Source organism: Lacticaseibacillus yichunensis (assembly GCF_003946405.1).
Taxonomy (GTDB): Bacteria; Bacillota; Bacilli; order Lactobacillales; family Lactobacillaceae; genus Lacticaseibacillus; species Lacticaseibacillus yichunensis.
The window spans coordinates 20,884-32,869 of record NZ_RHOG01000033.1; the positions used below are offsets into that span (position 1 = coordinate 20,884).

General features: G+C 56.0%; 9 protein-coding genes. All 9 read left to right on the plus strand.

Annotation, left to right across the window (positions count from 1 at the left end; translation table 11 throughout):
- Window positions 1-366: 366 nt before the first annotated feature.
- The 9 genes from pth to ftsH all read left to right on the plus strand — a co-directional run bounded on the left by pth (window position 367) and on the right by ftsH (window position 11,825).
- A complete protein-coding gene (gene pth, locus EKM95_RS09510; RefSeq protein WP_125697854.1) occupies window positions 367-924 on the plus strand; it encodes an aminoacyl-tRNA hydrolase in 558 nt (185 codons plus the stop codon).
- 101 nt (window positions 925-1,025) lie between these two features.
- Complete coding sequence (gene mfd / locus EKM95_RS09515) at window positions 1,026-4,562, plus strand: transcription-repair coupling factor (RefSeq protein ID WP_125697856.1); 3,537 nt, start codon at window positions 1,026-1,028, stop codon at window positions 4,560-4,562.
- 99 nt (window positions 4,563-4,661) lie between these two features.
- Window positions 4,662-6,236: a polysaccharide biosynthesis protein gene (locus EKM95_RS09520; protein ID WP_125697858.1), complete on the plus strand. Its 1,575-nt coding sequence runs from the start codon at window positions 4,662-4,664 to the stop codon at window positions 6,234-6,236.
- A 12-nt stretch (window positions 6,237-6,248) separates the two neighbouring features.
- A complete protein-coding gene (locus EKM95_RS09525) occupies window positions 6,249-6,512 on the plus strand; it encodes an RNA-binding S4 domain-containing protein (protein ID WP_125697860.1) in 264 nt (87 codons plus the stop codon).
- Window positions 6,513-6,582: 70 nt separating this feature from the next.
- A complete protein-coding gene (locus EKM95_RS09530) occupies window positions 6,583-6,981 on the plus strand; it encodes an FtsB family cell division protein (protein ID WP_125697862.1) in 399 nt (132 codons plus the stop codon).
- Between the two features lie 69 nt (window positions 6,982-7,050).
- Window positions 7,051-7,524 carry a S1 domain-containing RNA-binding protein gene (locus EKM95_RS09535; protein WP_125697864.1) on the plus strand — a complete coding sequence of 158 codons (474 nt, stop codon included), beginning with the start codon at window positions 7,051-7,053 and terminating at the stop codon, window positions 7,522-7,524.
- 143 nt (window positions 7,525-7,667) lie between these two features.
- On the plus strand, window positions 7,668-9,002 hold the full coding sequence (tilS, locus tag EKM95_RS09540) for a tRNA lysidine(34) synthetase TilS (protein ID WP_125697866.1): 1,335 nt from the start codon (window positions 7,668-7,670) through the stop codon (window positions 9,000-9,002).
- On the plus strand, window positions 8,995-9,537 hold the full coding sequence (hpt, locus tag EKM95_RS09545) for a hypoxanthine phosphoribosyltransferase (RefSeq protein ID WP_125697872.1): 543 nt from the start codon (window positions 8,995-8,997) through the stop codon (window positions 9,535-9,537). Before tilS ends, hpt begins: the two co-directional genes overlap by 8 nt.
- 77 nt (window positions 9,538-9,614) lie before the next feature.
- Window positions 9,615-11,825 (plus strand): ATP-dependent zinc metalloprotease FtsH, encoded by a 2,211-nt coding sequence (gene ftsH, locus EKM95_RS09550; RefSeq protein WP_125697868.1) that lies wholly within the window; start codon window positions 9,615-9,617, stop codon window positions 11,823-11,825.
- Window positions 11,826-11,986: the final 161 nt, after the last annotated feature.

Consider the following 11,986-nt stretch of genomic DNA (forward strand, 5'->3'; position numbering starts at 1 on the left):
AGCGTTTCACCAAAATCTAAGCAACAGAGAAACCGATTTCAACAACGTGTTACATCATCTTGCTGGACGCTTTCATTTCAGCGGTGACGCGAAAGGGACGTCATTAAACAGCAACCATGTTACTCGATGCACAAGCTGTATTAAAAATTTGGCGAGAACTGTGTGATTTTTGAATCACACAGCGACCGGAGCGTGCCCCTGGAGATGGCACCGCTGATAGATGGCCGTTTGCAAGCAATTTTTCCCGAGCGACGCATACGCAACGGTGCCTTTCGCTGACCGGTGCGATATGGCGTGCTATAATGAAAGCCGGTAAACTGGAAAGGGCACTTTCCAGCCTTTTTGCGTATACAGGGGGAAATAGTCATGAAGATGATCGTGGGTCTCGGCAATCCGGGAAGCCAATATGCAAGGACGAAACATAATGTGGGGTACATGACTGTGGACGCGTTGGCGGCCCGGCTTGGCATCACCCTCAGTAAACATGAATTTGACGCGATGACAGGCACGGGGGTCATCGACGGCGAAAAGGTGATGCTCGTGAAGCCGTTGACGTTCATGAACGACTCGGGGCGCGCGGTGGGCCAGCTCAAGGCCTTTTACCAATTCGACTTGGATGAGATCATGATCGTCCAAGATGATATGGATATGACGATCGGCCGGGTCCGGCTGCGTCAGCGCGGGTCCGCTGGTGGCCATAACGGCATCAAGTCGATCATCAATGTGCTGGGAACGCAGGACTTTTTCCGCCTCAAGATCGGCATCCAGCATCCGCAAAAACAAAAAGTGGTCGACTGGGTGTTGACGCCATTCAAGGGCGACCAGGTGATCGAGGTGCAAAACGGGATGGCCAAGGCCGGCGATGCCCTGGTCGATTGGATCGGTGGCACCGATTTTGCGAGCTTGATGAATCGATACAACTAAATTTTTGTTAAACGTGTTTCTTCTATTATAAAGTGCAAGACAGCGTGGCCGGTGATGCGGCAAGATAGAAGCGACGCGAAGCCAGAGAAAAATGGTGAAGAATGGATCTTATTCAAATGATGCAAGCGGCCGCACCGTTGCGTGGGTTGTGGCCAAAGCTTGCGAGCGGCCGGCACTTGGTGACAGGTCTCAGTGGCTCGGCCAAGACGGTGTTTTTGGCGGCGACGCTGAGGACGACTGGGCAGCAGCTGTTAGTGATCGAGAACAATCGGTTTCATGCCGATGAATTAGTCGCAGACCTCACAGACCTGGTCGGCGACGACTTGGTGTGGCCATTTCCGGTCGAGGATGTGCTGGCGGCAGAGGCGGCGGTGAGCTCGCCGGACACGGTCAGTCAGCGTATTGCGACGTTGAACTGGCTGACGACTGGGCAGCCCGGCATCGTGGTGACGAGTCTGGCCGGCCTCAAGCGACTGTTGGTGCCAAAAGCCAGCTGGCAGGAAGCGACGCTGCACATCGACGCGGACACCGAGATCCACCCCGAGGCACTGGCAAAAACACTCAGCGCCATGGGCTACCGGCGAGACGCGCTGGTGGCGGCGCCGGGTCAATTTGCGATTCGCGGGGGCATCATCGATATTTACCCATTGGATCAGGATGATCCGGTGCGCATCGAGCTGTTTGACACGGAAGTCGATTCGATTCGCAGTTTTGACATGGGCACTCAGCGGTCGCTGGCCAATTTGGATGCGATCGACATTGTGCCGGCAACGGATCTGATTGCGGATGACAAGACACTCCGAGAAGCTGGCGCGCGGCTGCAAAAAGCCGGCATGGCGGCGAAGACCAAAGCTGACACCAAAGAGGCCAAGCAGGCGTTGACCGATGGCGTGCTTGCGGTGGCGGATCAGCTGCGCCTTGGCGAGCGGGTCGATCAACTGATGTTATATATGCCGGTCCTCTATCCACAGGCGACACATCTGACTGACTACATTCAGCCCGCCGCCTTGGTGATCTATGATGAGTATTCCCGCATCCTGGATAGCGACGTCAATCTGCTTCAAGAGACCCTCGACTGGACCGCTAGTTTGCAGGAAGGCGGACGGGTGGCAGCGCCACTACCAAATGAACCGGTTCAGGAGATCGAGCGGATGGGCACGCATGCCCATTTGTTCCTGAATCTTTTTCAAAAAGGGATGGGCAGCTTGCGCTTGAGCAGTCTGACCAATGTCACGAGTCGTAACGTACCCCAATTTTTCAGCCAGATGCCACTGCTGAAAACCGAGGCGGACCGCTGGCGGAAACAAAAAATGACGGTTGTCTTCTTATTGAAATCGGCGCATCGCTTGGCCAAGTTCAGCCAGACGTTGCGGGATTTTGAGATCGCCAATGTGATCTCGCCGGCGACGGACATTTTGCCTGGAACCCTGCAACTCGTCCAAGGCAATCTCGCCAGCGGATTCGAGTGGCCGGATTCAAAATGGGTGGTGGTCACCGAACACGAACTCTTCAATGCCCAACCCAAACGAAAGGCGCGGCACCAGACGCTGGCTAATGCTGAACGACTGCGCTCGTATACCGAGCTGACGCCGGGCGATTACGTGGTCCATGTCAATCACGGAATCGGGCAGTATGTCGGCATTCAGACGCTGGAAGTCGATGGCAAGCATCAGGATTACATCACTATTTTGTATCAGGGCGGGGACAAGCTCTTCATTCCGGTGAGTCAGCTCCACCTGGTGCAAAAATACGTCGGCGGCGAAGGCAAGGCGCCGCGCATCAATAAACTCGGTGGCAGCGAGTGGCAAAAGACCAAGCGCAAGGTGCAGGCGAAGATCGATGACATCGCCGACGACCTGGTGAAACTGTACGCCAAGCGGGAAGCTGAGCCGGGATTTGCTTTTGGACCGGATGATGCGCTGCAACATCAATTTGATGAAGAGTTTGCGTATCCGGAAACGCCTGATCAGCTGCGCTCGATCAAAGAGATCAAGCACGACATGGAAAAACCCAAGCCGATGGACCGGCTGCTGGTCGGGGATGTCGGGTTCGGCAAAACGGAAGTCGCGCTGCGAGCTGCGTTCAAGGCGGTGGAAAACGGCAAGCAGGTCGCGCTATTGGTGCCGACCACGATCTTGGCCCAGCAGCATTACGATACGATGGTGGACCGCTTCAGCGATTTTCCAGTAAATATCGCGATGCTGTCGCGTTTTCGCACGGCCAAGCAAAGCAAGGAGACCATTCAGGCGTTGGCGGATGGCACTGTGGATATTGTGGTGGGGACACATCGCCTGCTGTCAAAGGATGTGCATTACCATGACCTCGGGCTGCTGATCGTCGATGAGGAGCAGCGTTTTGGCGTGAAGCACAAGGAAAAACTCAAGGCCCTGAAAGCCAATGTGGATGTGCTGACGCTGACTGCGACGCCGATTCCAAGGACGTTGAACATGTCGATGCTAGGTGTGCGCGATCTGTCGGTGATCGAAACGCCGCCGACCAACCGCTTCCCGATTCAGACGTTTGTGATGGAACAAAATGCCGGGGCGATGCGCGAGGCGATCGAGCGGGAAATGGCCCGCGGCGGGCAAGTCTTTTACCTGCACAATCGGGTCGCGGATATTGAGCGGACCGTTGCGCAGCTTCAGGCCCTGGTGCCCGAGGCCTCGATCGCGTATGCCCATGGCCAGATGACGGAAAATCAGCTGGAAGGGGTCATTTACGACTTCTTGCATGGCGACTATGATATCCTGGTCACCACCACGATCATCGAAACGGGCGTGGACATGCCAAATGTGAATACGCTGATCATCGAAGATGCAGATCATTATGGTCTTGCGCAGCTCTATCAGTTGCGCGGGCGCATCGGCCGCTCAAGTCGCATCGCGTATGCGTATTTTATGTATCGGCAAAACGCGGTGCTCAATGAAGAGGCGGAAAAACGGCTGCAGGCGATCAAGGATTTCACGGAGCTGGGCAGCGGTTTTAAGATCGCGATGCGCGACTTATCGATTCGTGGCGCCGGGAATCTGCTGGGCACCTCGCAGCACGGCTTCATCGATGCGGTCGGGTATGACCTCTATACCCAAATGCTCAATGATGCCGTGGCTAAGAAGCGCGGCACAAAGGTTCAGGCGAAGACTGACGCCGAGATCGACCTCGACATCGAAGCCTATTTGCCGGATGATTATGTCAGTGACTCGCGGCAGAAGATCGAGCTGTATAAGCGCGTTCGCGAAACGGAAAATGATGCGCAGGAACAGGAGCTCACGGGTGATCTGATCGACCGCTTCGGCGATTATCCGGCGCCGGTCGATAATCTGTTGAAGATCGCACATCTGAAGCGCTTTGCCGATCAAGCCTTAGTCGAAAAGGTCAGTCAAACGGGCAGTCAGCTCGCGATCATACTTGGGGCAAAGGCCACCTTGCTGATGCAGGGGGCACCAATTTTCAAAGTCCTGACCGCCACCCAGCTCAAGGCGCGAGTTGCACTGGATGAGGGAAAAATGACGGTGATGTTGGTCCTGCCACCAAAAAGCACGTCGGCTGAGTGGCTTCCGGAGCTGACCAATTTCTTGCAGGCCCTGGCAGCGGCGGTCGCAGGCGCGAAGAGCCCGGACCCGGCAACCAGCGACGAGTAACGGTGGGGCCAGGCACGCTGGCCATTTCAGTACGGCTACTTGCCACGTGCGGCCCCCGCTTAGTTGCTCACTCGACTCGCCCACCAAGGAGGCGCTCATATGCCAACAACGCAAAAAAAAGCGGCGCATGCCGTGGCCCAAGGTGCGTGGATCCTGTCGCTGGCCTCTTTGATTGCCAAGATCTTGAGTGCCTTGTATCGCGTGCCGCTCCAAAACTTGGTCGGGGACACCGGCTTTTACGTGTATCAACAGGTCTATCCGCTTTACGGCATCGGCATGACCTTTGCCTTGTCGGGCTACCCGGTCTTTATTTCAAAATTAGTCGCCGAAGCAAAGGACCCGCTGGCCAAACAGACGGTCGCGCATCAGTCCTTGGTACTACTGACGTGGTTGTCCTGGGCGATCTTTTTTGCCATGCAAGTGTTTGCCGACACGATTGCCGGGTGGATGGGCGACCGGGAGCTGGCGGTGTTGATTCAGGTCGTCGGCTTCATGTTTTTGACCATGCCACTGCTTGCCACGGCGCGGGGTTATTTTCAGGGCACCTTTGACATGACCAAGACGGCGATCAGCCAGGTCTTTGAGCAAGTGGTGCGCGTAGCGGTGATCTTGTTTGCCGCGTGGTGGGCGCTGCGGGTGCATTGGACTGTTTACCAAATGGGCGCTGTGGCAATGAGCGGCGCATTTTTCGGCGGGGCAGCCGCGATCTTGTCTTTGTGGCGGCCCTGGTCGCGGAGCCAGCGCGGGATGCATTTTGCCTGGCCAGGCTGGCGTGCGTATGGCCAACTCGCCCGGCGGTTCATCACGGAAGGCGGGTCGATCGCCTTATTTGCGGCCCTGCTGATCATTTTGCAGCTGATCGACAGCTTCACCGTGACCAAGGCGCTGACGGCAAGCGGGGTGTTGCTTCCGATGGCCAAGGTCCTCAAAGGGGTGTATGATCGCGGCCAGCCTCTGGTTCAATTGGGCCTTGTCGTGGCGACGGCACTGTCGGCGACCCTCATGCCAAAATTGACCGCAGCCCTCAGTCAGCGGCGCCTCGCTGCGTTTCGGCAAGTGGCTGGCCAGCTCGTCCATCTGTCGGCGGCGATCAGCGTCGCAGCAGCGGCCGGGCTGGTTGTGCTGATGCCGGCGATCAACTGGCTGTTATTTGGGGATGCAGCCGGTACCGTCGCCTTGCAGTTCTATGTGGTCAGCATCGCGCTGGTCGGCCTGATCAATGCGTACAGTGCCTTGCTGCAAAGTGCCGGGCGGATTCGCGGGACCGCCTGGGCGCTTGTGGCCGGATTTGCGGTCAAAGTTGTGCTAAACACACCTTTGACGCAGCGTTTTGGGACGACTGGGGCGGCCGCGGCCACCGTGCTGGCGCTGGGTCTTATGCTAGATCTGATCTATGTGCAGGTCCCGGCGACCTGGCTGCCGGAGCGGCGCCGTGGCTTTGGCTGGAAGTTGGCCGCAAGCGTTGGGTGTATGGTGCTGGTCGTGCATTTTGCCGGCTTACTCTTACCCCTGACCGGCCGCCTAACAGCGGGCCTTGTTGGATTAGGCGGGGCACTGCTTGGCGTCCTTGTCTTTGTGGCCGCGGCCACTGTGTGTCATCTGCTGACCCCGCGTGAGGTGATGAGTTTGCCTTTTGGCCGTCATTATCTGCGCTGGCTTCAGCGTCATTCATAAAGGAGAAAACGTATGCGACTTGATAAATATCTGAAAGTTTCCCGGATCATTAAGCGGCGCACTGTCGCCAAAGAGATCGCGGATAAACAACGAATCACGATCAACGGCAAGGTTGCCAAGTCCAGCACTGACGTCAGCATTGGCGATCAACTGGTGATCAATTTTGGCAACAAGACCCTGACGGTAAAGGTGCTCGCCCTGACAGAGACCACGAAAAAAGAAGATGCTGACGGTTTGTACGAGATCGTCAGCGAGACCTATAAAGAAAGTTATTAAAATGTAACACCTGGCGGCTGCTATTTTGCTATACTGGCCTTAATGAAGTGAAGCGAAAGGGGGAAGGGTTATGCAACAGGCAAAGATCAAGCCATTCACAGGCAAAACGAGTCAGCCGACCCAGGCGCCGGTCAAAAGCCAACCAGACAAACGTCGGCATCACGTCCATCAGCGGCGCGTGGTATTGCTAGGCACGCTTTTGCTCGCGATCTGCGGCGGTGGCGCCGTTGCGCTTTCGTCCAGTCATCAGGCATTGTCTGAAAGCACAGCCCAGGTCACGCACGCAAAACGCGACCTTGCCACCCACAAAGCAAGTACCGCAGCACTCAAGGTTCAAGTGGATCAGCTCAAGAACGAGGACTATCTTGCCAAGTTGGTCCGCCAGAAATATTTGGTTTCGAAACCAGGCGAGGTCGTTTTCACCTTGCCTGGTCTGACCAACGGCGGGATGGTCACCACGGGTCATTGATTCGCTAGGCGAAAACGGGTCTAAGTGCTATACTGAAAGACACAATTCACTAGGAGGAACACTTTTTCTATGGCAGTTGAAGTTGGCGCAAAAGTTTCTGGCAAGGTCACTGGCATCACGAATTTTGGCGCCTTTGTCGATCTGGGAGAAGGTCAGACAGGTCTCGTCCACATCAGTGAAGTCTCAGATGAATATGTCAAGGATATCCACGACGTATTGAAAGTCGGCGATGTGGTCACGGTCAAGGTCATGTCGATCAAGGACGGCAAAGTTGGGCTGTCGATTCGCAAAGCGGTCGATAAGCCGCAAGCGGAGCACACCGGCCGGCCAAGCACCAATCGACCGAGTGGCGATCATTTTCAAAAGCCGCGACGTGAGTTCAATAATGGTGGTGGCAGTCGTGCGCCACGCAAACCAGTCGGCGGGAAGGATGATTTTGACTCCTTGATGTCGGGCTATCTCAAAGAAAGCGAAGAACGGCTCAGCAGTCTTCGTCGTAACACAGAAGGTAAGCGCGGCGGCCGTGGCGGTCGGCGCAGCTGATATAGACGCGGGAAACGCAGAGTTTTCCGCGTTTTTTTTGCATGTCCAGGAAAATGCGACAGCGTGCCACAATCAGACTTTAGCCTCACGTTTCCCGTTTTCAGCGTGGTACAGTGAGACCTACATTGCGAAAGGAGCCAGCCGTGTTTAGCATCGATCGTGCGTTGATGAAGTTACAGGTGCCACCCCATGCGACACTGGTTGTTGCTGTGTCCGGCGGGGTGGATTCAATGGTCCTGCTGACAATGCTAGCACGGGCCAGGACACCGTTGAATCTGGTGGCAGCACAGTTCGATCATCAGCTTCGGCCAACAAGTCAGCAGGAGCAGCAAGTCGTTGCCGCCTATGCCGCCCAGTTAGGCATCTCGTTTGTCGCAGGTAGCTGGCCCGTTGCAGCGCATCCACAACATGTCAGTGAGGCCGCGGCGCGAGAGGCACGCTATGCGTTTTTGACGGAGGTGGCAGTGGCAAACCAGGCCCAGTTTCTGGTATTGGCGCAGCACCGTGATGATCAATTGGAGACAATGCTGCTTCAACTGGGGCGGTCAGGGAACCCCGGGGCTGTGCGCGGGATGAAGCCTCGTACCGAGCGCGATGGGGTGACGCTTTTACGTCCTTTATTGGGTGTGGCGAAACAGTCCCTTCGCGACTATGCAGCCGATCATCATGTGCCATTTTGTGAAGACGAAAGTAATGAGGATCAAGCCGTGCCGCGCAATGCGTTACGGCATGACGTGATTCCCCGCCTGGCCAAACTTTTTCCGCAGATCAGCGCGCATGGGCAACATTTTAGCGAAGCCTTGGATGGGGCGCTGACGCTGGCGTCGCGGCAGGCGGCGGCGATGCTCGCACCACTTCAGATCACAAATGGGGTGGATTGGCGTCCGCTTCTAAGCGAGCCAGACAGCGTGCAGCAGCTGTTGCTGGCGACTCAGCTCGATCAGTGGCATCTGGTGGTCGCAAGTCGCCAGCAGCAGCAGCTCTTAGCCGCCCTGCAAGAAGGCGGCAGTCATCAGTTTCTGATTGCTGGTGCAAGGGTGCTTCTGGTCGAATACGGCAGGCTACTGCGCGGCGAGTCAGACGGCCCGACTGTGGCTGTCTCAGGTCTGGTCCTGGTGCCGGATGGCCGCTGGCAGGCGGTGCCGGCGGGTCAGATCGGCCTCTTTTCTGCCGTGCCAACCGATGCGACCAGCTGGGCCCCTGTCCCCGCTGGCCCGGTGACGATCAGGACCCGGCGCCCCGGGGATCAAGTGGCGCTGCCCAATGGCCATCACCAATTACTGCGGCGGTTTTTCATCGATCAAAAGGTGCCTGCGCGAAAACGCGCCGGGTGCTTGCTGGCGACACAGGGACAAACGGTATTTTGGGTGCAGGAAAGCCCGGCTCGTCAATTGTTTCAACGCCCGCTAACTGATATACTTTCTTATGTAGTTGCATTTCGACCAAAGCAGGCGAAGCGAGGGCAGGATGATGAATGACGATATTCTGAGAGTTTTGTATTCCAAAGAAGACATCGACGCGATCACGGCGCGATTGGCAGACCAGATCAAAGCGGATTACGCGGGGAAAAATCCGTTGGTGATCTGCATCTTGAAAGGCGCGATCATGTTCATGACCGACTTGGTCCGGGCGGTGGACGATTACATGGAGATCGACTTCATGGACGTCTCGAGTTATGGCAACGCGACTGAATCTAGCGGTGAAGTTAAGATCTTGAAGGATCTTGACACCAGCGTCTCCGGGCGTGATCTGTTGATCGTCGAGGATATTGTCGACACCGGCCGCACCCTTTTTTACCTGAAGAAGCTGTTCAACACACGCAATGCGCGGTCGATCAAAATCTGCGCGTTGATGGACAAGCCAGAGGGCCGGGTGGTCGATGTGCACGCAGATTATGTCGGGACCACCGTGCCGAATGAGTTCGTGGTCGGCTACGGGCTCGATTACGCGGAAAAATATCGCAACCTACCTTACATTGGGGTGCTTAAGCCCGCGGTCTACCAAGAAGAATAAGCGGATACGCCGTGACTGGTGTATCATGAACCCATCAAAGCCGCATCAGCGGCGATCAATGTTGCTGGAGGTTATGCATGAATAAAAAACAAAACGGGCTGTTCGGCAGCACCCTGACCTATGTGATCATGTTCGTCATATTGGTCTCGGGGTTTGCCTGGTACCTGCGCGGAAGCAATGGCACCTCGACAGAAACACTGCAGACCAGCCAATTTCTGACGGAGCTGAAGGATAACAAAATCAAGTCCTTTGAAATGCAACCGTCTGGCGGCGTCTACAAGGTTACCGGTGAATACCGCGAAGCCAAAAAGTCGAGCAGCAGTAATAACTCGCTGAGCCTTTTTGGGTCGCAGACCACGACCACCAAGTCGTTTTCGGTGTACATTCCGACGAATGACACCACCCTGGCGACGATTCAAAAAGAAGCCAGCGAAAATGACGTCAAGACGAATACCCTCACCGAGTCACAATCGGGCACTTGGCTGACGATTCTGATCACCATTTTGCCGATGGTCGCCATCATGATCTTCTTCTATGTCATGATGAACCAGGCTGGCCAAGGTGGCGGTGGCAACGGCCGAGTGATGAACTTCGGCAAGAGCCGGGCGAAGCAGGCGGATAAGAAGGCCAACAAGGTCCGCTTCTCCGATGTCGCCGGGGCCGAAGAGGAAAAGCAGGAGCTGGTCGAGATCGTCGAGTTCTTGAAGGATCCGCGCAAGTTCTCCAAGCTGGGTGCCCGCATTCCGGCTGGTGTCTTGCTCGAGGGCCCGCCAGGTACTGGTAAAACATTGCTGGCTAAGGCGGTTGCTGGTGAAGCAGGCGTGCCATTCTTCTCGATCTCTGGGTCGGACTTTGTTGAAATGTTCGTCGGGGTCGGGGCGTCCCGTGTCCGCGATCTGTTTGACAACGCGAAGAAAAATGCGCCGGCGATCATCTTTATCGATGAAATTGATGCGGTCGGTCGTCAGCGTGGCGCCGGCATGGGCGGCGGCCATGATGAACGTGAACAGACCCTGAACCAGTTGCTCGTTGAAATGGACGGATTTACGGGTAACGAAGGTGTCATTGTGATGGCGGCGACGAACCGTTCCGATGTCCTCGATCCCGCGCTGCTGCGGCCAGGCCGATTTGACCGGAAGATTCTGGTCGGCCAGCCTGACGTTAAGGGCCGCGAAGCGATTCTCAAGGTCCACGCGAAGAACAAGCCATTGGCAGACGACGTTGACCTGAAAGTGATCGCGCAACAGACCCCTGGTTTTGTCGGCGCCGATCTTGAAAACCTGCTGAACGAAGCGGCTTTGGTCGCGGCGCGGCGCGGTAAAGATAAGATCGATGCGGCCGATATTGACGAGGCCGAAGATCGTGTGATCGCTGGTCCTGCTAAGAAGGACCGCGCCATTCCGGCCAAGGAACGCAATGTGGTGGCCTTCCATGAGGCGGGCCATGCAATCATCGGGTTGGTCCTGTCTGACTCGCGTGTGGTGCGCAAGGTCACGATCATTCCGCGCGGCCGTGCCGGCGGTTACGCGATCACCTTACCAAAAGAAGACCAGTTCATGCTGACCAAGAAAGAAATGATGGAGCAGATTGCCGGCCTGATGGGTGGGCGGACTGCTGAAGAGATCGTCTTCGGTGTCGAAGCAACTGGCGCTTCTAACGATTTTGAGCAAGCGACACAGTTGGCGCGCAGCATGGTCACCCAGTATGGGATGTCCAAGCGCATTGGTACTGTGACCTTGGAACGCCAGGGTCAAGGCCCATTCGTCGGTGCCGAATATGGTCAGATGCCTGCGTATTCGCAGGATACGGCGGCGGCGATCGATGATGAGGTCCGCCGCATCATCGACGAAGCGCACGAACAAGCGCGCCAGATCATCGAGAGTCACCGTGAACAGCACAAGCTGATCGCCGAAGCGTTGCTGAAATACGAAACGCTGGACGAAGCGGAGATTCTGTCCCTGTTTAATGATGGCAAGATGCCAGAAAAGGACAAGGATCAGTTCCCTAGCGAAAAGGCGGCGACCTATGAGGAAGCAAAGAAGGCCTTAGAGCAAAAAGATGCCAAGAAGCAGGCGGCTGAAAATGCTGACGGCGAAAATCGTGACATCCTTTCACCGGACGACACCGCGGATAGCGATGACGTCGATACTGCAACTAATGCGGACGACGCTTCTACGCCAGATGATGGCAGTGCCTCTGATGGCGGTTACCTCAACGCGGTAAAGGGGGATCAGCCATCCAATGATGACAAGTCTTCCGCGGACGCTTCCTCGCATGATCCAGAATAATTTTGGAAATTTGTCAAATGGTGTTGGTTTTATGTTTTAAGCTTTTATGGGTCTCCTCTTTTGAGGGGGCTTTTTGTTATCTTAAGGGCTTAGAGGGCTTAGAGGGCTTAGAGGGCTTAGAGGGCTTAGAGGGCTTAGAGGGCTTAGAGGGCTTCGGGGCT

What these genes read in the sequence shown, in the direction of transcription:
- pth (WP_125697854.1), top strand. Translation starts at nt 367, where the DNA reads ATGAAGATGATCGTGGGTCTCGGCAATCCGGGAAGCCAATATGCAAGG.
- mfd (WP_125697856.1), top strand. Translation starts at nt 1,026, where the DNA reads ATGGATCTTATTCAAATGATGCAAGCGGCCGCACCGTTGCGTGGGTTG.
- EKM95_RS09520 (WP_125697858.1), top strand. Translation starts at nt 4,662, where the DNA reads ATGCCAACAACGCAAAAAAAAGCGGCGCATGCCGTGGCCCAAGGTGCG.
- EKM95_RS09525 (WP_125697860.1), top strand. Translation starts at nt 6,249, where the DNA reads ATGCGACTTGATAAATATCTGAAAGTTTCCCGGATCATTAAGCGGCGC.
- EKM95_RS09530 (WP_125697862.1), top strand. Translation starts at nt 6,583, where the DNA reads ATGCAACAGGCAAAGATCAAGCCATTCACAGGCAAAACGAGTCAGCCG.
- EKM95_RS09535 (WP_125697864.1), top strand. Translation starts at nt 7,051, where the DNA reads ATGGCAGTTGAAGTTGGCGCAAAAGTTTCTGGCAAGGTCACTGGCATC.
- hpt (WP_125697872.1), top strand. Translation starts at nt 8,995, where the DNA reads ATGAATGACGATATTCTGAGAGTTTTGTATTCCAAAGAAGACATCGAC.
- ftsH (WP_125697868.1), top strand. Translation starts at nt 9,615, where the DNA reads ATGAATAAAAAACAAAACGGGCTGTTCGGCAGCACCCTGACCTATGTG.